The sequence below is a fragment of the Paenibacillus sp. 1182 genome, from assembly GCF_017833915.1.
Lineage (GTDB): Bacteria > Bacillota > Bacilli > Paenibacillales > Paenibacillaceae > Paenibacillus > Paenibacillus polymyxa_D.
This window is the reverse complement of sequence record NZ_JAFICR010000025.1, coordinates 1-22,085: the sequence shown is the minus strand read 5'-3', so window position 1 is coordinate 22,085 and position 22,085 is coordinate 1. Positions and strand designations below refer to the sequence as shown.

23 protein-coding genes, 1 rRNA gene and 1 riboswitch are annotated in these 22,085 nt (G+C 48.3%); of the genes, 20 read left to right on the top strand and 4 right to left on the bottom strand.

Annotated features, from left to right (window positions below; genetic code table 11):
- From rrf to JOD82_RS28525, 4 genes are all read left to right on the top strand, one after another.
- Positions 1 to 85 (top strand): 5S ribosomal RNA (rrf, locus tag JOD82_RS28540); the annotation flags it as partial.
- 214 nt (positions 86 to 299) lie between these two features.
- On the top strand, positions 300 to 1,292 hold the full coding sequence (locus JOD82_RS28535; protein ID WP_069012421.1) for a ketoacyl-ACP synthase III: 993 nt from the start codon (positions 300 to 302) through the stop codon (positions 1,290 to 1,292).
- A 129-nt stretch (positions 1,293 to 1,421) separates the two neighbouring features.
- On the top strand, positions 1,422 to 3,557 hold the full coding sequence (locus tag JOD82_RS28530) for a DNA topoisomerase III (protein WP_209950375.1): 2,136 nt from the start codon (positions 1,422 to 1,424) through the stop codon (positions 3,555 to 3,557).
- A gap of 109 nt (positions 3,558 to 3,666) precedes the next feature.
- Positions 3,667 to 3,804, top strand: coding sequence for a hypothetical protein (locus JOD82_RS28525; protein ID WP_016819760.1), 138 nt, complete (start codon positions 3,667 to 3,669; stop codon positions 3,802 to 3,804).
- Positions 3,805 to 3,980: 176 nt separating this feature from the next.
- On the opposite strand, the gene JOD82_RS28520 is transcribed toward JOD82_RS28525, so the two are convergent.
- Both JOD82_RS28520 and JOD82_RS28515 read right to left on the bottom strand, forming a co-directional pair.
- Positions 3,981 to 5,147 (bottom strand): type II asparaginase, encoded by a 1,167-nt coding sequence (locus JOD82_RS28520; RefSeq protein WP_103049934.1) that lies wholly within the window; start codon positions 5,145 to 5,147, stop codon positions 3,981 to 3,983.
- A 348-nt stretch (positions 5,148 to 5,495) separates the two neighbouring features.
- Complete coding sequence (locus tag JOD82_RS28515) at positions 5,496 to 5,624, bottom strand: DUF4023 family protein (RefSeq protein WP_081112528.1); 129 nt, start codon at positions 5,622 to 5,624, stop codon at positions 5,496 to 5,498.
- 194 nt (positions 5,625 to 5,818) lie between these two features.
- Here JOD82_RS28515 and JOD82_RS28510 point away from each other — a divergent pair, with 194 nt between their 5' ends.
- From JOD82_RS28510 to JOD82_RS28485, 6 genes are all read left to right on the top strand, one after another.
- Positions 5,819 to 6,082 (top strand): DUF1294 domain-containing protein, encoded by a 264-nt coding sequence (locus JOD82_RS28510; RefSeq protein ID WP_025719814.1) that lies wholly within the window; start codon positions 5,819 to 5,821, stop codon positions 6,080 to 6,082.
- A gap of 145 nt (positions 6,083 to 6,227) precedes the next feature.
- Entirely contained in the window at positions 6,228 to 6,662 is a 435-nt protein-coding gene (locus tag JOD82_RS28505; RefSeq protein WP_061832065.1) for a universal stress protein, read from the top strand.
- A 350-nt stretch (positions 6,663 to 7,012) separates the two neighbouring features.
- A riboswitch (purine riboswitch) is annotated at positions 7,013 to 7,114 on the top strand.
- Between the two features lie 147 nt (positions 7,115 to 7,261).
- Complete coding sequence (gene purE, locus JOD82_RS28500; RefSeq protein WP_013308792.1) at positions 7,262 to 7,747, top strand: 5-(carboxyamino)imidazole ribonucleotide mutase; 486 nt, start codon at positions 7,262 to 7,264, stop codon at positions 7,745 to 7,747.
- Positions 7,744 to 8,919 carry a 5-(carboxyamino)imidazole ribonucleotide synthase gene (purK, locus tag JOD82_RS28495; protein ID WP_209950374.1) on the top strand — a complete coding sequence of 392 codons (1,176 nt, stop codon included), beginning with the start codon at positions 7,744 to 7,746 and terminating at the stop codon, positions 8,917 to 8,919. The genes purE and purK overlap by 4 nt, the downstream gene beginning before the upstream one ends.
- A gap of 2 nt (positions 8,920 to 8,921) precedes the next feature.
- The gene (gene purB / locus JOD82_RS28490; protein ID WP_013308794.1) at positions 8,922 to 10,220 is read left to right on the top strand and encodes an adenylosuccinate lyase; all 1,299 of its coding nucleotides are present in this window, start codon (positions 8,922 to 8,924) and stop codon (positions 10,218 to 10,220) included.
- A gap of 204 nt (positions 10,221 to 10,424) precedes the next feature.
- Entirely contained in the window at positions 10,425 to 10,583 is a 159-nt protein-coding gene (locus tag JOD82_RS28485; RefSeq protein ID WP_209950373.1) for a hypothetical protein, read from the top strand.
- 182 nt (positions 10,584 to 10,765) lie between these two features.
- Here JOD82_RS28485 and JOD82_RS28480 read toward each other — a convergent pair whose 3' ends face one another.
- The gene (locus tag JOD82_RS28480) at positions 10,766 to 10,903 is read right to left on the bottom strand and encodes a hypothetical protein (RefSeq protein WP_165179507.1); all 138 of its coding nucleotides are present in this window, start codon (positions 10,901 to 10,903) and stop codon (positions 10,766 to 10,768) included.
- A 114-nt stretch (positions 10,904 to 11,017) separates the two neighbouring features.
- Here JOD82_RS28480 and JOD82_RS28475 point away from each other — a divergent pair, with 114 nt between their 5' ends.
- From JOD82_RS28475 to JOD82_RS28450, 6 genes are read left to right on the top strand one after another with little or no spacing between them, the layout of a single operon-like run.
- Complete coding sequence (locus tag JOD82_RS28475; protein ID WP_069012417.1) at positions 11,018 to 11,899, top strand: phosphoribosylaminoimidazolesuccinocarboxamide synthase; 882 nt, start codon at positions 11,018 to 11,020, stop codon at positions 11,897 to 11,899.
- Positions 11,900 to 11,957: 58 nt separating this feature from the next.
- The gene (gene purS, locus JOD82_RS28470; protein WP_007428837.1) at positions 11,958 to 12,203 is read left to right on the top strand and encodes a phosphoribosylformylglycinamidine synthase subunit PurS; all 246 of its coding nucleotides are present in this window, start codon (positions 11,958 to 11,960) and stop codon (positions 12,201 to 12,203) included.
- Between the two features lie 4 nt (positions 12,204 to 12,207).
- Positions 12,208 to 12,897: a phosphoribosylformylglycinamidine synthase subunit PurQ gene (purQ, locus tag JOD82_RS28465; RefSeq protein ID WP_209950372.1), complete on the top strand. Its 690-nt coding sequence runs from the start codon at positions 12,208 to 12,210 to the stop codon at positions 12,895 to 12,897.
- Complete coding sequence (gene purL, locus JOD82_RS28460; RefSeq protein WP_209950371.1) at positions 12,875 to 15,118, top strand: phosphoribosylformylglycinamidine synthase subunit PurL; 2,244 nt, start codon at positions 12,875 to 12,877, stop codon at positions 15,116 to 15,118. Before purQ ends, purL begins: the two co-directional genes overlap by 23 nt.
- Positions 15,103 to 16,584: an amidophosphoribosyltransferase gene (gene purF, locus JOD82_RS28455; protein ID WP_208332447.1), complete on the top strand. Its 1,482-nt coding sequence runs from the start codon at positions 15,103 to 15,105 to the stop codon at positions 16,582 to 16,584. Before purL ends, purF begins: the two co-directional genes overlap by 16 nt.
- Positions 16,585 to 16,614: 30 nt before the next feature.
- The gene (locus JOD82_RS28450; RefSeq protein WP_209950370.1) at positions 16,615 to 16,839 is read left to right on the top strand and encodes a hypothetical protein; all 225 of its coding nucleotides are present in this window, start codon (positions 16,615 to 16,617) and stop codon (positions 16,837 to 16,839) included.
- Positions 16,840 to 16,883: 44 nt separating this feature from the next.
- Here JOD82_RS28450 and JOD82_RS28445 read toward each other — a convergent pair whose 3' ends face one another.
- Complete coding sequence (locus JOD82_RS28445) at positions 16,884 to 17,225, bottom strand: hypothetical protein (RefSeq protein WP_209950369.1); 342 nt, start codon at positions 17,223 to 17,225, stop codon at positions 16,884 to 16,886.
- Positions 17,226 to 17,284: 59 nt separating this feature from the next.
- Here JOD82_RS28445 and purM point away from each other — a divergent pair, with 59 nt between their 5' ends.
- The 4 genes from purM to purD all read left to right on the top strand — a co-directional run bounded on the left by purM (position 17,285) and on the right by purD (position 21,954).
- Positions 17,285 to 18,325 (top strand): phosphoribosylformylglycinamidine cyclo-ligase, encoded by a 1,041-nt coding sequence (gene purM, locus JOD82_RS28440; RefSeq protein WP_209950368.1) that lies wholly within the window; start codon positions 17,285 to 17,287, stop codon positions 18,323 to 18,325.
- Entirely contained in the window at positions 18,325 to 18,939 is a 615-nt protein-coding gene (gene purN, locus JOD82_RS28435) for a phosphoribosylglycinamide formyltransferase (RefSeq protein WP_209950367.1), read from the top strand. Before purM ends, purN begins: the two co-directional genes overlap by 1 nt.
- Before the next feature lie 130 nt (positions 18,940 to 19,069).
- The gene (gene purH / locus JOD82_RS28430; RefSeq protein WP_209950366.1) at positions 19,070 to 20,617 is read left to right on the top strand and encodes a bifunctional phosphoribosylaminoimidazolecarboxamide formyltransferase/IMP cyclohydrolase; all 1,548 of its coding nucleotides are present in this window, start codon (positions 19,070 to 19,072) and stop codon (positions 20,615 to 20,617) included.
- A 71-nt stretch (positions 20,618 to 20,688) separates the two neighbouring features.
- Positions 20,689 to 21,954 (top strand): phosphoribosylamine--glycine ligase, encoded by a 1,266-nt coding sequence (purD, locus tag JOD82_RS28425; protein WP_209950365.1) that lies wholly within the window; start codon positions 20,689 to 20,691, stop codon positions 21,952 to 21,954.
- The last annotated feature ends 131 nt before the right edge of the window (positions 21,955 to 22,085 follow it).

Here is a 22,085-nt window from a genome sequence, read left to right as displayed (position 1 = left end):
ACCCATCCCGAACACGACCGTTAAGCCCTCCAGCGCCGATGGTACTTGGACCGCAGGGTCCTGGGAGAGTAGGACGTCGCCAAGCAACAAGTAAAAGAGACCAAGATCTTCTGAAGATCTTGGTCTCTTTTTTGCGTTATAAGGCACTGGGATTTTATTTAAAGTGAGTTTGTTATAAGTTCAACTGGATAAGTGGATATTAACTAATAAATAAGAAGACGGTTTTAAAATAATTTAGTACCAGGTATTAGTATCTGGTGTTATAATATGAATAAGGATTACAAAGGAGAGTGATCAGATTGTTGAATTCAAAAGCTAAGCTTACCGCCTTTGGCACTTATGTACCTGAACGGATTTTGACGAACGCTGACTTGGAGAAGCTTGTGGATACGAGTAACGAGTGGATTGTACAGAGAACGGGTATGCATGAAAGACGCATTGCGGCTGAAGATCAATATGTATCTGATTTATGTATACAAGCTATTACTCGTATGATTAACCTGTATGACGTAAATATAAACGATGTTGAGATGATTATTGTAGCGACGAGTACACCTGATTACTACTTTCCAAGCACGGCTTCACGTATTCAGGCTCATTTTGATATTCCAAACACAGGGTCAATAGATGTTAGTGCAGCATGTGCAGGTTTTTCCTATGGTCTTCATTTGGCAAATGGCCTTATTACGAGTGGTCTGCATCGTAAGGTGCTGGTAGTGGGAGCCGAAACGTTGTCCAAAATTACAGATTATACGGATCGGACGACGTGTATACTTTTTGGAGATGGTGCAGGGGTTGCACTTGTAGAATATGACGAGGATGAAGGATCATTTTTAACTTCAGATATAGGTACCTATGGGCAAGGGGGAGCACATCTTTACCGTGTGGGATTATCTGATCATTTGGATGGAGAGAAGCTGCAAGACCATGGATTTATTGCTCAAAATGGACGTGAGGTTTATAAATGGGCTGTTCGCTCTGTTCCAACGGGAATAGAACGATTATTGGATAAGGCGAATATGAAGAAGGAGGATCTTGACTGGTTTGTACCTCATAGCGCTAATTTGAGAATGATCGAGTCCATATGTGAAAGAAGTACAGTACCTTTGGAAAAAACGCTGACAAGCGTAGAATTGTATGGTAACACATCGGCGGCATCCATCCCGTTGGCTTTGCAGTGTGGTTTGGATGATGGACGTTTACGGTATGGACAACATGTGTTGTTATATGGATTTGGGGGAGGCCTCACCTATGCGGGTCTGCTATTAAAATGGAGTGTGCCTGATTTGTAAGTTATCCTAACCCATGTAGAAGCAATAGCACTAGTATGTACGATCATGTTAATAAGAGCCGTTGGCATTAGAATTTATCGTAAGATGGCAGGATGGTATAATTAACACTATGAGAGAAAGGAGCGTAACATGAAGGTACTGGTATTGGCAGAAAAACCGTCCGTGGCCAGAGAGATTGCACGTGTGATGGGTAGCCGCGAGAAGCATAAAAGTTATATAGAAGGACCCCAGTACGTGGTGACGTGGGCACTGGGACATTTGGTCGGCTTAGCAGAGCCGGAGGATTACGATTCTAAGTATGCGACCTGGAATTTGGAGGACCTGCCTATTCTTCCGAAGAGTTCAAAGTTAAAGGTGCTGCGCGAAAGTAATCACCAGTTCAAAGCTGTGCAGCAGCTCATGAAGCGGCAGGACATTGGAGAGCTTATCGTGGCAACAGATGCTGCTCGTGAAGGTGAATTGTTGGCACGCTGGATCATCCAAATGGCAAACTGGAAAAAGCCCTTCCGGCGCTTATGGATCTCCTCGCAGACGGACAAGGCGATTAAGGCAGGTTTCGCAAAGCTATTGCCTGGTCAGCAGTTTGATCGTTTATATGAATCGGCTCGCTGTAGAGCTGAAGCAGACTGGATGATTGGTCTCAATGTAACTCGCGCGTTGACTTGTCGTTATAACGCCCAACTTTCGGCTGGAAGAGTGCAGACACCAACGCTGGGGATGATTATGGAGCGTGAGAAGGAAATTACCGAATTCCGTTCTCAGGAATATGATACTCTGACGGCGGATTTTGGCGATTTTCAGGCAACTTGGCGGGCAGAAAGCGGGGATTCACGCATGTTTGACCGCACTCAAGCAGAGGCTTTGCGCCGAAGACTTGAGGGGGCCAAAGGCACAGTTGCGAGTGTTAAAAAGAGCGAAAAGAACGAGCCTCACCCGCTGGCGTATGATTTAACGGAGCTGCAAAGAGATGCTAACCAGCGCTATGGCTTTTCAGCTAAACAGACGTCTAATCTGCTTCAGCGTCTGTATGAGCAGCATAAGCTGGTGACTTATCCACGTACAGACAGCCGTTATCTGACATCCGATATGGTGGATACACTTAAGGAAAGGCTCAGTAGTGTAGCAGTAGGTCCGTATGCTTCCTTGGCACGTCCGCTATTGCGTAACAACTTACCAATCACAAAGCGAATTGTGGATGACAGTAAAGTCACGGATCATCACGCGATTATTCCTACTGAGCAGACATTATTGCTTAATCAGTTGAGCCCAGAGGAACGTAAGCTGTATGATCTGATTGCACGACGTTTTATCAGTCTATTCTATCCACCTGCACGTTATGATGCTGTAGCCGTATCAGTAACGGTGGAGCAGGAGACGTTTCAGGTAAAAGGCACAACGGTAAAAGATAGCGGATGGCGTGCTGTATATGACGCGAACCATTATGATATGGATGATGAAGAAGCAGAGGATCGGGAAAACAATGGACGAGGCGTTATTTTACCTGAGCTGCAAAAAGGAGATTCCGTCCGGTTACAGCGTTGTCTTGTACGAGCTGGGCGAACGATGCCGCCGAAGCGGTATACAGAAGCTGCCCTGCTCGCTCAGATGGAAAAACATGGACTGGGTACTCCTGCTACCCGTGCCGATCTGATTGAGAAGCTTGTCAGCTCGGATACGATTGAGCGTCAGGGGAACGTGATGCATCCAACCGGGAAAGGTAAACAATTGATTGATCTGGCGGCTCCACAGCTTCGAACGCCCGAATTGACGGCACGTTGGGAAGCGGAGCTAGAACGGATTGCTCGTGGTCAAGGACAACCGGAACCGTTTTTGAATTCTATTCGTGCTATGGCGAAAGAGCTGGTTTCCACTGTGAAAAATAGCAGTGCGGAGTACAAGCCTCATAATGTGACGAATAGTCATTGCCCAGATTGTGGTACAAAGCTATTGGAGAAGAAGGGCAAGAAAGGCAAGTTCCTTGTATGTCCAAGTGCGGATTGCGGTTACCGTCGTTCAGGGGAAAAACGTTTGTCCAATCGACGTTGCCCGCAGTGTCATAAGAAAATGGAAATGAAAGAGGGCAAAGCAGGATTGTATGTAAGATGCCTGCCCTGTGGCATTACCGAGACGTTGGATAAGGACAAGCAACGGGTAAACAAACGGGAACAGCAAAAGCTAGTAAGACAATTTGAAAAGCAGGAATCTTTTGGCTCCAGTTTGGGTGATTTGCTTAAAGCAGCGATGGAACAAAAGCAGGGCAAATAGCAGGGCAAATAACGGATGACCAAAAGTGCTACAGTCACATAATCAGCAGGTATACGTCGGTATAAAAACGATCACTCCTTGGCATGGTAAGCCGAGGAGGTGAGTATTTATGCCCAAACATAAGCCGCTTAAAATCAATAATCAGCAAAATAAATCAAGCATACTGGAGGAGGAAATTGCTGCTCATCCAGAGAAGCAAGCGAAATATCCTCCAAGCTTGAATGGGATTCCCAAACAGCAGTCTTGATGCTGCGTGGGATGGACAACGTGTATAGAACCAAGACGATTGGACGTCAGATGAAGTAGTTACTAATGCTAGACCTGTCTCGCAAAAAAAAGAAGCAGCAGTTACGGTGGTCAACCGTTACTGCTGCTTCTTTTGCATAATAGAATGTTGAATTATTTGATTTGGGATAACTACTTTTAGTATTCATTAAAAAAAGATTGAATTTGGTTAACATCGTGTGTTTGGGTCAAAGCAAGCATGAGCAAAATCCGTGCTTTTTGCGGATTAAGCGAATCGGTCGATACAAAGTTCGATGCCGCGTCTTTTGTTGACGGGGACACCACTCCACTTCCCACGCGGCTGGAGCGGGCAATGATCACTCCTTTTTTACCTGCGGCCTCTGCGCCTTCTGAGGAGGTCTTGGACAAGGAGCCATTACCGGAACCAGCTACGACAATTCCCTTGGCACCAGCTGCTACGGCTGCATCATACAGATAGCGACCATTGTTTTGATATTCGTATAAAATATCTACTTGTGGCAGTTGAGTCAGGTTAGAGATGTCGAATACAGAAGAAGTCGTATGCTTGTGTGTGGATTTGTTGTAGTAGTACACTTGATCGCCCACAACAGCTCCAAGGTATCCTTGCTCCACAGACTTGAACGTATCAACTGCTGTTGTGTTCGTTTTGGTGATGTATCTTGCTGCACCGATACGGTCGTTCAACAGGACGAGTACACCCTGACCTTTAGAGGCCGAAGCCCCGGCGACTTTCACTGCATTATAAAGGTTGAAGGGACCATCAGCACTGATGGCAGTAGCTGGACGCATAGAGCCAACGACAACTACTGGCTTATCGCTTTTGATAACAAGATTGAGGAAATAAGCTGTTTCTTCTAATGTATCTGTACCATGTGTAATGACAATGCCATCTACATCGTCTCTGGCAAGCAGTTCATTGGTGCGTTTGGCAAGTTTTAGGAGGATCTCATTATTAACGTCGGGACTACCTACATTAACAACTTGCTCACCACTGACATTTGCAATACTTTTCATCTCAGGAACGGCATTGATCAGAGTTTCCACACCCAACGCGCCTGCTTTGTAGCCGGTTGTATCCGTATTGACGGAAGATGATCCTGCGATGGTCCCTCCTGTGGCAAGTATTTTAATATTGGGTAAATGATTGGTTTGAGGATTTTCGGATTTGTCCGACGTTGTAGTGGTAGAAGCAGGTGCAGTTGTGCTGGTTGTAGCTGCTGCCGCAGCCGCAGCGTTGGCGGTAAATCCACCACTCCATAAAGTACTACCGAGAATAAAGCTAGCCAACAGGGGAATCATCGTCATTTTTTTCATGTTAGTCATATAAAGCTCCTCTCCAATCTTAAACCTCAAATATAAATGATAGATTAACTGACAAATATTTTGTCGAATTACGTTAATATCACGAATTATAGGGTGTAAAATTGCTTTTAGTCAACACTTATGTTAGGAAATATGACTTTAGAACTTATTTATTATAAATGTAATCGATTTCAAAAAAGTTTGCAAAACAAAACAACAAGCAGATATCTCATAAGGAGTCTGCTTGCTGTTATTGTGGAAGCTAAACAACAGATTTTACCCTGTAATCAATTCGCATAAAAGGCTGCAGGGTTAAGTTGATACTTTAGGTTAATAACGCGGCTATACAGCTTAATGCAGATTCGTTGATCAAGGATTGTTGGAATGCTGTTTTGTCGGCAAGCTGGCGCTGGGAGTTCCTTTTCCTCGTTTACGGTTGCGTTCTGCCTTTTTTGCATTTTCTCGCAGCTTTTCAACGTATTCATGGGTGCTTTCCATCGCAGTTCCTCCTTTAAGACGAAATAGATGCACTCGGGGATCGCCCTTATGCAACCTTACTATTTCCGCAAAAGCGCTATCCAAGTCAGAAGAGGCGTTGTTTCTGTAAAAGGGGTGGGGTTATAATGAGGGGGAGAGCGCTATATAAGGCCTAATACCTGAACTTGGTACGGTGTGCAAAAGGAGGAGAGACATTGCAGACAGGCTTGTTGGTATGGCTGCTGTTTATCAATGCAGTAGGCTATCTGGTAATGTCGGAGGATAAAAAGAGAGCACGTAAACATCGCGATCGTGTACCTGAACGGACGTTGTTTTTCCTGGCCCTGATCGGGGGAGCATTAGGCGTTCTAATTGCCATGTACCGTAAACGCCATAAAACACGGCATATGAGCTTCAGACTAGGTATTCCTGCGTTGCTATTCATGAACGCATTGCTGTATGGGTATTTTTTACGGTAAAGGGGAGGAGTTTAGGTTCTCATAGGGAAGTTTAATGATGAGTGAGAAGACTATTCCAGCCATCCGGTGACATGGAATGAACAACCACAGGAATACATATTTCAGGCTTTGAATCAATAAACTGAATGAGGAAGAGGTGCATATTATGATATTTTCAAAAGTATTGCTTGCTTATGACGGTTCGGATGCATCCAACAAGGCTTTGTTAAAGGCGGCTGAATTGGTCAAGGCATCACCGTCCTCGAAGCTTGAGGTGGTAACGGCATTCGATTTTCCTCGGATCTTTATGGGCGAAGGTTTGGCTCCAATTCCGGCTTCAATAAATAAAGAATATTACGATTTGGCCGAACAAACTACGGATGAAGTTAAAAAACGACTTGCTGAGCAGGGTGTAGATGCCAAGGTGGAACTGATTCAAGGTTCTCCAGCCGAAGTCATTTTGGATTATGCCAATGAGAATGGCTTCGATGCGATTGTGATCGGCAGCCGAGGTTTAGGTGGTATCCGTGAATTTGTATTGGGAAGCGTAAGTCACAATGTGGTGCAGCATGCGCGTATTCCTGTGCTGGTCGTAAAATAACTGAATAAAAAAGTAAAAGTCGGTTTACTGCCTGTATAGGGAGTGCCGACTTTTATTTTTTTCAGTGGGATGCGTTGCGGTCGCTGTTATCAGGGGAGGGGAGCGATAGCTAAATATAATACAATAGTCCTGACCTGTGGGTATATAAGGATACTGATTTCACTAAACACGAACATTCTATTGTATGATTATTCTAATGTTCGTTTTCAAGTTGACATAAGGTGTAGGGAATTGTTAAACTAGGAAGTGTATTGTCGATAAAAAATGAACTTAAGGTGCAATTTAATAAGGTACACATGTTTGAGCCGAAACAAACCACGATCATACTTGTAAAGAATATCGATTGGGATGGAATAGGCACAATGCTAACTCGTATAATGCCGGGGATATGGCCCGGAAGTTTCTACCTGGAAACCTTAAATTTCCGGACTACGGGAGACATACGGCTGAAGCCGCATTGGATGCGGTGGAAGAGGCTTGCTTTTGCATGCCTTTAAGAGGCTCTGTCGTTTGTTTTTTCGTAGTCCGGTGTCTTGAAAATAACTTTATTTTCGAGTGCCGGATTTTTGGCGCTTATTGATAAACAGGGAGTGAAGGACATGTCAGTGCAGGTCGCTGTCATTATGGGCAGCACATCAGACTGGGACACCATGCAGCATGCATGTGCTGTGCTGGACGAGCTTGAAATCGGATATGAGAAAAAAGTAGTTTCAGCCCATCGTACACCGGATTTAATGTTTCGTTTTGCAGAAGAGGCCGCTGGGCGTGGACTAAAGGTCATTATTGCTGGAGCGGGTGGGGCTGCGCATCTGCCAGGAATGGTGGCTGCGAAGACAGCATTGCCGGTCATTGGTGTGCCTGTTCAGTCGAAGGCTCTGAACGGTCTGGACTCCCTGCTCTCCATTGTGCAGATGCCGGGTGGTATTCCGGTTGCCACTGTGGCAATTGGTAAGGCAGGCGCTACAAATGCAGGGCTGCTGGCAGCACAAATATTAGGCGCTTTTGACGAAAAGATAAGCCAGCGGGTTTTGGCGAGACGCGACCGTATTCGTGATGAGGTGCTGGAAGGCAGTGACTCGCTATGAATGGGGCAAGTGAACCCGCAGGCCGTATCCGACCTCCTGGTACAACGATTGGACTTTTAGGAGGCGGGCAATTAGGAAGAATGCTTGTACTGGCCGGAACCAATCTAGGATATCGCTTTGTGACACTGGACCCTGTACCGGATAGCCCCTGTGGGCAGGTATCTGAACAAATCCGCGCTGCCTATGATGATGAGCATGCGGCCAGAGAGCTGGCTGAGCGGTGCGATGTGATCACGTATGAGTTTGAAAATGTGGACGCAGGTGTGGCTGCACTTTTGGAAAAGGAATCCAGTGTGCCGCAAGGCAGCAGTCTTTTGTACACAACACAGCATCGTCTGAGAGAAAAGCGTTCTATTGAAGCTGCTGGTGTCCCTGTCGCTCCGTATCGTGAAATCAGTAGTCTTGCGGATATGGTTCAAGCGGTAGCTGAACTGGGTGTACCGTGTGTGCTCAAGACAGCAGTCGGTGGTTATGATGGAAAGGGACAAGTGGTCATTCGCCAACCAGAGCAAGCCAGGGCTGCCTACGAACAACTGACAGGAGGCGGTGCGGAACTGGTATTGGAACAGTTCATTCGTTTTCGCTGCGAAATCTCGGTGATTGTAGCTCGCAGCACGAACGGTGAAGCCAAAGCCTTTCCACCTGCCGAAAACATTCACGTGAACAATATTTTGCACACGTCAATTGTGCCTGCACGTGTGCCAGAGCCTGTCCAGGAGGAAGCACGCAAGTTGGCGCTGGCTGTGGCAGAGTCGCTGGGTGCGGTGGGACTGCTCGCTGTGGAGATGTTTGTCACCGAAGACGGACAATTGTACGTTAATGAGTTAGCACCACGACCGCATAACTCCGGTCATTACACGATGGAGGGGTGCGCGACGTCGCAATTCGAGCAGCACATACGTGCGATTTGCGGTTTACCCTTGGGCAGCACGAAGCTGCTGACTTCCGTCGTGATGGTCAATGTGCTAGGTGAGCATTTGGAGGATGTGGTTCGGCGGTTTGCGCAATCGGATGTTGAAGCTGAAAGATTGGATGTTGTACCCAAGCTGCATTTGTATGGAAAAAGTGAAGCCAAGCCAGGCCGAAAGATGGGACATATTAATCTATTGTGCCAGGATGCGGAACAAGCGCTGGAATGGATTGAACAAACCAATATTTGGGGGAATAAATAGTCATGATCGAACGCTATAGCAGACCGGAAATGAGAGCGATTTGGACGGAAGAAAATAAATTTAAAGCGTGGCTGGAAGTAGAGCTGTGTGCCTGTGAAGCTTGGGCGGAATTAGGGGTTATCCCAAAAGAGGATACTGTGGCTCTGCGTAAGAATGCAAGTTTTGATATTGAACGGATCTATGAAATTGAGCAGGAGACAAGACATGATGTCATTGCTTTTACCCGCACGGTGTCCGAAAGTCTTGGAGACGAGCGCAAATGGGTACATTATGGCTTGACCTCCACAGACGTAGTTGATACGGCACTGGGCTACCTGTTAAAGCAGGCGAATGAAATCCTGGAGCGCGATATCTTGAATTTTATTGAAATTTTGAAGGAAAAGGCATTGGCTTACAAGCACACACCGATGATGGGACGTACACACGGAGTACATGCTGAGCCAACAACGTTTGGACTGAAGATGGGATTGTGGTACGAGGAAATGAAGCGCAATCTGGAACGCTTTCGTTTTGCGGCTGACCAAGTACAATACGGTAAAATGTCCGGTGCAGTTGGGACATATGCCAACATTGACCCGGCCGTAGAAGAATTTGTATGCCGCAAGCTGGGCACCAAGCCTGCACCAATTTCTACACAGACGCTTCAGCGCGACCGTCATGCCGAATACATGGCAACATTAGCGTTGATCGCCACATCGTTGGACAAATTTGCTACAGAAGTCCGTGCTCTGCAAAAGAGTGAGTTCCGTGAGGTGGAAGAAGCTTTTGCCAAAGGTCAAAAAGGTTCTTCTGCGATGCCGCATAAACGCAATCCGATCGGCAGTGAAAACATCTCTGGCCTGGCACGCGTGATTCGTGGGCATATGGTATCGGCGTATGAGAACGTAACCCTGTGGCATGAACGCGACATCTCGCATTCTTCTGTGGAACGTATTATCCTGCCAGATGCAACAATGCTGTTGAACTACATGCTGAACCGTTTTGGCAATATCGTAAAAAATCTGACGGTCTTCCCTGAAAATATGAAGCGCAATATGGCACGTACGTATGGTGTACCATTCTCCGGCCGTATTATGACGAAGTTGATCGACAAAGGCTTTAGTCGTGAAAAAGCCTACGATACCGTGCAGCCGCGTGCTATGCAGGCGTGGGAAGAGCAACGCCAATTCCGCGAAATCGTCGAGGCAACTCCGGAAATTACTGCCGTGCTCAGCGCAGACGAAATCGAGGATGCGTTCAACCCAGCCTGGCATCTGAAGAACGTGGATACGATCTTCAAAAAGCTGGGATTAGGGGAGTAGGAGGGAAGGTTGCTGCGTGGTGAGGCCGCTGCGCGAACGGATCATTCCTCCGATTGCTGTTGCCCCTGGATTCCTGTGATTGTATAAGACCAGATATTGGTTGGAATCCAGAGGCAAAGGCAAGCGCTGACGCTTCTCCAGAACGATTCCGTCCGCTCCGCTGCACCCAGCACCAACCTTCGTGAGGGAGAAGAACTAGGGAAGGTGCGGCACATAAGATGCCGCACCTTCCCAAAGGCGATGGAAAAGCGTGTTCCACTGCTTTCTATCGCAGGCCACGTTCTCGTGAGGGCTGCCGAATTTGCGCAGCAAACAGCCCGTTGCCCTCCCGAGAACGCGCAGGCTCAAGAAGCGAAGCCTTGAGCCACCGTATCCGTGCGCAGCGTAGCACATGCGCACAACAGGGCAAAGCCCAATGCTCGCTGCACGGCATGCCGTGCTACGGCCACGGGCCGAATGGTTTGGCGGTATGTAGACGCTGAACCACGGTCGAGCTGTAAGCGGCATAAAACTTGTCGCTTAGAGTCGGGAGCGTTAATACATTGTTAATACGTAAAAACGTCGATCTGTACTAACGTAAAAGCGTTGCTGGATGAAAGCTTGTGCAAACAAGCCTTCATCCAGCGGAACGCGCTCACTCCACCGTAGCTCCAGTAACCCGCCATCCCCTGCTCACTAGCCAACCCTTGCGGGAGTCCCGAGGGCAGCAGCCCTGGGGGTCCTCCCTGAGGGGAGGATTTAGGAGGGGCAAGGTTGATTTAGGAGGGGGAATACTCTTTTGAAAGAGGTGTAATGAAATGTCATTGTCTACTGCCGAAGGTCTGATCCATGCGCCGCTCTTGTATAAAGGCAAGGTGCGTGAACTGTATGATCTCGGAGAGCATTTTCTGATTGTGGTGACAGACCGAATTTCGGCTTTTGATTATGTGTTAGAGCCACCCGTGCCCGAAAAGGGGAATGTGCTGAATAAGCTCAGCGCTTTCTGGTTTGAGCAGACGAAAGACTTGTTGGAAAACCATGTCGTGCACACTGATGTGAACAAGCTCGGGCATGTGATCGACGAACAGAATAAAGAGTTGCTGAAGGACCGGATCATGGTCACGCTGAAGGCTGAACGCATCGATATTGAGTGTGTGGTGCGCGGATATATTACCGGAGGCGGGTGGCGTCAGTATGAGCAGAACGGTGAGGTGAACGGCATTCCATTGCCAGAGGGGCTGCGTAAAAATGAACGCTTTCCCAAGCCTTTATTTACACCAGCTGCAAAAAATGATGTTGGACACGACGAGGACATTTCCCTTCACCAAATGAAAGAACTGGTCGGGGTTGAACTAACAGGTGAGCTTGAGGAAAAGAGTTTGGCGTTGTACGAATTTGCACGTGCTTTCTGCGAGAAGCGGGGGATTATTTTAGCCGATTGCAAGTTTGAGTTTGGTCTTGTTAACGGGAAGGTTATTTTGATTGACGAAATTTTCACTCCGGACTCATCCCGATTCTGGGCACAGGAAAAATATGAGCTGGATGTTGAGATTGACAGCATGGACAAGGAGCCGGTACGAAGTTATTTGGCATCATCCGGTTGGGACAAGAATAGCAAGCCCGATCCGTTGCCGGCTGATGTCGTAAAAGAAACAACTGCAAGATATACGGATATTTGGCGGCGTCTGACGGCACAGTAAATAGTAATCATAATTCAACCAATAGGATTCACTCATTCGGAGGAGGAACTGAAGGAACATGATGAAAGCAACAGTCTATGTCACGATTAAGCAAAGCGTTTTGGACCCGCAAGGGGTTGCGGTGCAAGGCGCACTGCATTCTATGGGTTTCGGAGAAGTGGACAGCGTCAGAATTGGCAAGTATATGGAACTGAATCTGGATACAACAGACCGCGAGAGTGCTGAAAAGCGCGTCATCGAGATGTGTGAAAAGCTATTGGCCAACACGGTCATTGAAGACTACCGCTACGAACTGGAGGGCTAATTCCATGAAATTTGCAGTTCTGGTTTTTCCAGGATCCAACTGTGATATTGACTGCTATAAGGCGATAGAGGACACGGTCGGTGAACCTGTCGATTATGTATGGCATACTGCGACGGATCTGTCGCCTTATGATTGTATTCTTGTTCCTGGCGGCTTCTCTTACGGGGATTATCTACGCTGCGGTGCGATTTCCCGGTTTGCACCGGTGATGAAGGAAGTTGCCAAAGCGGCTGCCGAGGGCAAATTTATTTTAGGGATTTGCAACGGATTTCAAATTCTGACCGAAGCCGGGTTGTTGCCAGGGGCTTTACGCCGTAATCTGTCGATGAAATTCCTATGCCGGGATACGGTGTTGCAGGTTGCGAATAACCAAACACCTTTTACAAGAGACTATGCTGCTGGTGAAGAGATCATTATTCCGATCGCCCACGGCGAAGGCAACTATTACTGTGATGATGAGACGCTGGCTCGCTTGCAGGCGAATAACCAGATCGTATTTACGTATAAAGATAATCCAAACGGTTCCATGACGGATATCGCAGGGATTTGTAATGAACAAGGAAACGTGCTGGGCATGATGCCTCACCCTGAACGCGCGGTGGACGCATTGCTCGGAACGGATGACGGCAAACGTATGTTTACATCTATTTTGAACGCATGGAGGGATCGACATGGCACAGCAAGTGTCCGCTAAGGAACCAACGGCAGAGCAGGTTGCCGAGCATAAACTGTACCAGCAGATGGGTGTGTCAGATAGCGAATATGCGTTGATCTGTGAATTCATGGGACGTCAGCCGAATTATACGGAGATTGGTGTATTCAGTGTCATGTGGTCAGAGCATTGTGCTTACAAAAACTCCAAGCCGTTATTGCGTCGTTTTCCAACGAATGGTCCACGAGTGCTGATGGGACCCGGTGAGGGCGCAGGCATTGTAGATATCGGTGATAACCAAGCGGTTGTATTTAAAATCGAAAGCCACAACCATCCGTCGGCTGTGGAGCCTTTTCAAGGAGCAGCGACTGGGGTAGGCGGTATCATCCGTGATATTTTCTCCATGGGCGCAAGGCCTGTTGCGGTGTTGAACTCTCTGCGTTTTGGCAAGCTGGAGAGCGACCGTGTGAAATATTTGTTCGAGCATGTAGTATCTGGTATTGCGGGCTACGGGAACTGTATCGGTATTCCGACTGTAGGTGGCGAGGTTGTATTTGATGAAAGCTACGAAGGTAACCCACTCGTTAATGCAATGTGTGTCGGACTGATTGACCATGATAAAATCCAGCGAGGTGTTGCTAAAGGGGTCGGTAACCCGGTGTTCTATGTGGGCCCACCGACAGGTCGTGATGGGATTCACGGAGCGACATTCGCATCGGTTGAGCTGACAGAAGAATCTGAAGCGAACCGGACTGCGGTTCAAGTAGGCGATCCTTTTATGGAGAAGCTGGTTATGGAATCATGTCTGGAACTGATCGACAGCGGTATTGTGCTGGGTATTCAGGATATGGGTGCCGCAGGACTTACCTGCTCCAGCGCGGAGATGGCGAGTAAGGCTGGCAACGGCCTGGAGCTGTATCTGGATCAGGTACCGCAGCGTGAAGAGGGTATGACACCTTATGAAATGATGCTGTCCGAATCACAAGAACGGATGCTGTTCGTAGTAGAGCCTAAGGATGAAGCACAGGCACTGGAAATTTTCGAGCGCTGGGGCGTTATTTGTGCCAAGGTCGGTAAAGTGACGGATGACGGTCGTTTGCGTTTGTTCCATCACAATGAAGTGGTCGGAGATATGCCAGTGACGGCGCTGGTTGATGAATGCCCGATTTATGACAAGCCTTCCGAAGTCCCCGCTTATTATGAGCAAAATGCTGCCATTGACACACTTCGTTATGCAGAAGTGACGGATTTGAACGGTGCGCTGAAAAAGGTGCTGTCTTCACCAAGTGTAGCTAGTAAGAAATGGGTATACGAGCAATATGACTACATGGTTCGTACGAGTACAGCCGTTCGTCCGGGATCGGATGCAGCTGTAGTGACTGTGCGCGGAACTCGTAAGGGACTTGCCATGACGACAGATTGTAACGGACGTTATGTATACCTTGACCCAGAGGTAGGCGGACGGATTGCAGTCAGTGAAGCAGCGCGTAACATTGTATGTTCTGGCGGCGAGCCGTTGGCGATTACAGATAACCTGAACTTCGGTAACCCTGAAAAGCCGGATATTTTCTGGCAAATGGAAAAAGCCGTAGACGGTATGGCTGAAGCTTGCCGTGTACTGGATACACCTGTTATCGGGGGGAATGTCAGCTTGTACAACGAAAATACCAAAGGCTCCATCTATCCGACGCCTGTTGTCGGTATGGTAGGTTTGGTACATGATACGGATCATATAACAACACAAGGCTTCAAAGCCGAGGGTGATGTGATTTTCTTGGTGGGGGAAACGAAGGCCGAGCTGGGAGGCAGCGAGTTCCAAGCTGTCGTACACGGTGTATCCGAAGGACGCCCGCCTGAGCTAGATTTGAACGTAGAGAAAAAACTGCTGACTGCGGTACTGGGAGCGATTCAGGGCGGATTGGTACAATCTGCGCATGATTTGGCAGAGGGCGGATTGGCTGTAGCGCTTGCGGAATCTGGGATTAGCGGCGGATTGGGAGCACAGGTCAACGTAGAAACGACTTTGCGTCCTGACCATGCTTTGTTTAGCGAAAGCCAATCCCGTATTTTGTTATCTGCATCGCCGGATAAAGCGTCTGCTCTGGAAGCACATCTGCGTGGTTTGGAAGTGCCAGTTACTGTATTAGGAAAAGTTGAAGGATCACAATTGACAGTTGAGGTGAACGGACAACCCGCTTTGAACGAGGCAGTCGCCAGTTTGAAGCAAATCTGGGAGGATGTCATTCCATGTCTGATGAAATAACAGCACGGACGTTGTGGACTGGAGATTATTATAATGAAGGCTCTGGTAAAGAGGGGCTGTTTGATAAATTAAAAGAGGAATGCGGCGTGTTTGGAGTGTATAGGCACTCCGATGCCGCTTCCCTAGCATATTACGGATTGCATGCACTCCAGCATCGCGGGGAGGAAAGTGCAGGCATCTGTGTGAGCAGTGGCGACGAGTTCCATTATCATCGTGGAATGGGGCTTGTAAAAGAAGTATTCAATAAAGATTTGATGGCTTCGCTGACAGGCGATATTGCCATAGGACATGTGCGCTACTCGACAAGTGGAGACAGTAAGCTAACGAATGCACAGCCTTTGGTGTTCAAGTATCGTGATGGCGACCTAGCGGTAGCTACGAACGGGAATATTGTGAATGCTTTGCAAATTCGACATGAGCTGGAGCAGGGCGGGTCTATTTTTCAAACGACCAGCGATACAGAAGTAGTGGCGCATTTGATCGCACGATCATCCAAGGATTTAGTGGAGGCCGCGAAAGATGCATTGAAGCGGATTGTCGGCGGATTTGCTTTTCTCATTATGACCAACGACAAGCTGCTCGTGGCTTCCGACCCCAATGGTCTGCGTCCAATCACGATGGGCAGACTGGGAGATGCTTATCTGTTCGCATCCGAGTCTTGTGCCCTGGAAACGATTGGTGCAGAACTGCTGCGCGATATCGAGCCGGGTGAACTGCTAGTGCTGGATAAAAACGGCTTGCATGAAGATCGGTACACGGAAGATAAGCACCGTAAAGCGTTATGTGCGATGGAGTATATTTATTTTGCTCGTCCTGACAGTGACTTGAATGGTTCTAATCTTCATGCTGCACGCAAAAGAATGGGTAGCCAGATGGCGTTGGAAGCTTTTGTCGATGCGGATCTGGTGACAGGAGTGCCGGATTCCAGCATATCGGCTGCGATTGGTTATGCAGAGCAGACAGGTATTCCTTATGAGCTGGGCATGATTAAAAATAAATACACTGGACGTACCTTCATTCAGCCGAGTCAGGAGTTACGCGAGCAGGGTGTGAAAATGAAGCTGAGCGCTGTACGCCGTGTTGTTGAAGGTAAACGGGTCATTATGATCGACGACTCTATCGTCCGGGGCACTACATCCCGTCGAATCGTGAATATGCTGCGTGATGCGGGAGCGTTGGAGGTACATGTACGTATTACCTCGCCGCCTTTCAAAAACCCGTGCTTCTACGGTATTGACACGCCGGATCGCCGGGAGCTGATTGCTTCATCCAAAACCGTCGAGGAAATTCGTGAGGAAATTAACGCCGACTCGCTCTACTTTATGAGCGCCGAGGGTTTGATTGCCGCTGTAGGTGGATATAACGAACAGGATTACAAAGGCGGCTTGTGCCTAGCCTGTTTTGATAATGATTACCCGACTCAGGTAGATTTCAAAGGTGAAGAAAAGTTCGGATGTAGTTGTTGAGAAAAGGGAACAAAAGAGGTGTATGAGCAAGTGGTGGTGGTTCTGAGAGAGCCACTCCGCGTGTGGAAGGTTCTTCCGATCGCTGTTGCCGCTGGATTCCTGGATTGGAATAACCCCTTAGAGGGTTGGAATCCAGCGGCAAAGGCGAACGCTTCGCTTCTCCAGAATCCTTCCACCCGCTCCGTTCCTCAGTTGTACATCCCTTTGCAGCAGTGCCTGTACCTCTTTGGTTCCCACCGGGAAGAGGATAGGTAAGGCAGTTAAAAACTCATGGCATAACTATTTCATGCCATGAGTTTTTAGCGGGCGGCCTGTGGAACCGCCCGTGAGCCAGCGAAGCGAGGCTCAATAGCAGGCAGGGCGAAGCTGCCTGCTTCAAAGGGCAAGGAAGTGAGCCGCTCGTAAGCGCCGCTCACTTCTTTGCCCGGCACGTCCCCGCCTTTGCGAAGCAAACAGCCCGGGACGTGCCCCCGCCGCCGCTGCATAGGCGGCCTCGCACTAAAGCGTGTCCTTTGTATTCGCGGGGATAGCCCACGAATACAAAGGAAAGCACGCGACTCACAGCACGAATCAACCACCAAGCAGCACCCAACCTTACACATCTGACCGACTATTGAGGGGTCCAGGGGGAGCAGCCCCATGGAATCCTCCCTACTAGGGAGGACTTAGGAGGGTCAATCATTTGAAGGAGTGTTCATGAATGTCCGAAGCATACAAAAATGCAGGGGTAGATATCGCTGCCGGTAATGAAGCAGTAGAACGGATGAAAAAGCACGTTAAACGTACCTTCCGTCCCGAAGTGCTGACGGACTTGGGCGGATTCGGTGCGTTGTTCGGCCTGAATAAGGATAAGTACGAGGAGCCTGTACTCGTTTCCGGTACCGATGGTGTCGGCACGAAGCTGAAGCTTGCTTTCGCAATGGATCGTCATGACACCATTGGTATCGACGCGGTTGCGATGTGTGTAAACGACATTGTCGTCGGGGGCGCGGAGCCACTCTTTTTTCTGGATTACCTCGCTTGTGACAAGGTTGTGCCCGAGAAAATTGAAGCTATAGTCGCTGGAATCGCAGAGGGATGCCATCAATCGGGCTGTGCGCTGGTCGGCGGTGAAACCGCAGAAATGCCAGGGATGTATAGCGAGGGTGAATATGATATTGCCGGATTCACGGTAGGGATTGTAGATAAAAGTAAAATCATCAACGGCAGCTCCGTTGCCCCTGGAGATACCGTTATTGGGCTGGCCTCCAGTGGAGTTCACAGTAATGGCTTCTCACTGGTTCGCAAGCTGTTATTGGAACAGCAGGGCTATGATTTGCATGATGAAATCGAAGGCTTAAACGGCAAACTGGGCGATGTACTGCTGGAGCCGACGAAAATTTACGTGAAATCCGTTTTGGCATTGCTGGACAAGGTAAAAGTAAAAGGTATGGCGCATATCACAGGTGGTGGTTTTATTGAAAATATCCCAAGAGTGTTACCGGATCACGTCAATGTGGATATTGAATACGGCACTTGGCCGATTTTGCCGATCTTCCAGCTCATGCAGGAAAAAGGTGCAATCTCCAACAGAGACATGTTCACAACCTTTAATATGGGGATTGGCATGGTAATCGTTGTAGGCGAAGAGCATGCACAGACTGCACTGGAAGTTCTGAAGGAACAGGGCGAAGCTGCCTATGTGATCGGAAAAGTAACGGAAGGCAGTTCTATCGTGACCTTTACGGGAGCCGAGGTGTAATGAACGAGTACCGGATTGCTGTTTTTGCATCAGGCGAAGGGACGAATTTTCAGTCATTGGTGGATGCCGCTGCGCGAGGAGAACTGGGCGATGCCTCGGTAGAATTGCTCATCTGTGACAAGCCTGCGGCTCCTGCCGTAGCTAGAGCACAGAAAGCTGGAGTTGCGTGCCATACCTTTCGACCCAAGGAATATCCTTCTCGAGAAGACTATGAGCGTGAACTGGTGGCTTTACTGGAGCAGAAATCAATTGATCTCATCGTGTTAGCTGGCTACATGCGTTTGCTATCCAGCGTCATGGTCGATGCCTACGCAGGAAAAATCATTAATATTCATCCGTCACTACTTCCGGCATTTCCAGGGAAAGATGCTGTTGGACAGGCATTGACCTATGGTGTCAAGGTAAGTGGCGTCACCGTTCATTTTGTGGACGGGGGCATGGATACGGGAGCTATTATTGCCCAGCGTGTCGTGGAGGTTAGCGACCATGATACTGCGGAATCCTTATCCGCAGCCATTCAATCCGTAGAACGTCAGCTATATCCAGAAGTAGTTGGAAAATTAGCCCAAGGCAAAATCCAATTAAATGGTCGCAAAGTGATTTCACTTCTCTAAGAATGATTGTAATTTGTCATATCATTGTTATATCAAGGATGCTGTACAGGCATTTTCCGATATTTCTCGGGAAATAAAATGATAAAAGAGAATTTTGCAAAATTCTGAAAGAGCTAAAGGAGGAGACAGGGTGAGTATTAAAAGAGCGCTCGTCAGCGTATCGGATAAGCGAGGGATCGTGGAATTTTGCCGCGAGTTGTCCAAATTGGGTGTGGAGATCGTTTCGACAGGGGGAACGAGCAGCTTGTTGTCGAAGGAGGGCATTCCTGTCATCGGCATTTCCGAGGTAACGGGTTTTCCTGAAATTATGGATGGACGTGTTAAAACACTCCACCCTGCGGTACACAGCGGCTTGCTGGCTGTTCGGGATAATGAAGAGCATCAGCGTCAGATGAAAGAGCTTGGATTGGGTTATATTGATCTGGTCGTTGTGAATCTGTATCCTTTTGCGGAAACGATTGCCAAACCCGGTGTAACTTATGAGGACGCGATTGAAAATATCGACATCGGCGGGCCAACGATGCTTCGTTCTGCGGCAAAAAATCATGCTTTTGTCAGTGTGGTGGTTGATGCTGATGACTATAGCACAGTGTTGGAGGAAATTCGTAAGGATGGCGATACGGAGCTGAATACCCGTAAGCGTTTGGCTGCAAAAGTGTTCCGCCATACGGCGTCATACGACGCTTTGATATCCGATTATTTGTCGAATGTGACAGGTGAGCCGTTGCCTGAGCGTTACACTGTAACCTATGAAAAAATCCAGGATTTGCGTTATGGCGAAAATCCGCATCAGCAGGCGGCATTTTACCGTGAGCCATTGGCGGCAAAGGGTACACTGACAACAGCGAAACAACTTCACGGCAAAGAGCTGTCTTACAATAACATCAATGATGCTAATGCAGCTTTGCAAATTGTCAAAGAATTCAGCGAACCTACAGTAGTAGCAGTTAAGCATATGAATCCTTGCGGTGTGGGAATTGGCGGCAGTATTTATGAAGCGTACAGCAAGGCGTATGCAGCTGATCCAACCTCGATTTTTGGCGGCATCGTAGCGGCTAACCGGATTATTGATGGTGATACAGCAAATAAGCTGAGTGAGATCTTTTTGGAAATTGTACTGGCACCGGGATTTACGAAAGAAGCATTGGAGATTTTAACGAAAAAGAAAAATATTCGTTTGCTTGATTTGGGTGAGCTTTCCCGGTCTGAACAGGTGGAAAGCCGCTTCGTCGTGACTTCCATTGAAGGTGGCATGGTCGTTCAGCAAAATGACATTCACGCTGTAGACTCGGATGCACTTACAGTTGTAACGGAGCGGGCACCATCCGAGGAAGAACTGAAACAGCTTTTGTTTAGCTGGAAAGTGGTTAAGCATGTGAAATCCAACGCCATCGTACTGGCGGCAGATAATATGACCATTGGCGTAGGCGCTGGACAAATGAACCGTGTCGGTGCGGCCAAGATTGCTATCGAGCAGGCTGGTGACAAAGCAAAAGGTGCCGTACTGGCATCCGATGCATTTTTCCCGATGGGCGATACGTTGGAGTTGGCAGCTAAAGCAGGCATCACAGCAGTTATTCAGCCGGGCGGCTCCATCAAAGACGAAGAGTCCATCAAGGTTGCTAACGAATACGGCATTGCCATGGTCTTTACAGGCGTACGTCATTTCAAGCACTAACTTGTATGAGTTGAGGATGCAGCAGCATTTTCACCTGAACAATCTTAATGGGAGCGGGAGGAATCACCTGAATGGATATTTTGGTTATCGGAGGGGGCGGCCGCGAACATGCAATTGTGTGGTCGCTGAAGAAAAGCCCCAAGGCCGGACAAATCTATTGCGCACCAGGCAATGCTGGTATCGGACAGTTAGCGGAGTGTGTGCCGATTCCGGTGAGTGACTTTGACGCGCTGACAGAACTGGCGGAATCCAAAAAGGTCGGACTTGTCGTGGTTGGCCCCGATGATCCGCTGGCAGATGGCATTGTGGATGCTTTTGAAGCGAAAGGCATTCCCGTATTCGGACCGCGTAAAAATGCAGCGGAAATTGAAGGTAGCAAAATCTTCATGAAGGATTTGCTCCATAAATATCATATTCCGACAGCAACCTATCGTAAGTTTTATACTTACGAGGAAGCACATGCATACTTGAAGGAGCAACCGATCCCGATCGTCATTAAGGCAGACGGACTGGCGGCAGGCAAAGGGGTAACGGTCGCTTACTCGATGGAGGAAGCGGAAAAGGCTCTCTCTGACATTATGGTGACCAAGGTGTTTGGTGAAGCCGGGGCACAAGTCGTGATTGAGGAGTTTCTGGCTGGTCAGGAAATGTCGATTCTCTCCTTTGTCGATGGTGAAACGGTTCGTCCGATGGCCGCGGCGCAAGACCACAAGCCTATTTTTGATAATGACAAAGGGCCAAATACAGGCGGCATGGGTACGTATTCTCCATTGCCTCACATAGCCAATTCCATTATTGAGGAAGCTATTGAGACGATTATTAAGCCGACGGCCAAGGCCATGGTTGCTGAAGGGCGTCCATTCCGAGGTGTATTATTTGCCGGATTGATGATTTCGCCGGACGGCAAGCCGAAGACCATTGAGTTTAATGCACGTTTCGGTGATCCGGAAACTCAAGTGGTTCTGCCTCGTTTGAAATCCGATCTGCTCGATATTTTTCTCGCTGCTGTAAATGGCACGCTGGATCAGGTGGAGATTGAGTGGAAGGATGAAGCGGCGGTGTGCGTGGTGCTGGCATCCGGAGGTTATCCTGCAGCTTACGCCAAAGGCGTACCTATCCACGGATTGGAACAGGTAGACGAAGCTATCGTGTTCCATGCTGGAACGGGCATCAACGAACAGGGCGAGTGGGTAACGAACGGCGGACGTGTATTAGGTGTGGTCGGCTTGGGACGTGATATTGCCGGGGCACGGAACAAAGCTTACGAACAGGCGGATCGTATTACCTTTGAAGGTAAACAAAACCGTACGGACATTGCGGCAAAAGCCTTGCTGTAGCAGCGATATAAAGGATAAAGAGAACCTCTGTGGAGGTTCTCAGATTGTCGAGAAACCCCGTCATTTTGAGACGTGGGTTTCTTTTTTACATCATAATGCTCTGGTCTCTGGAGAAGCAGGGGGGTTACCCC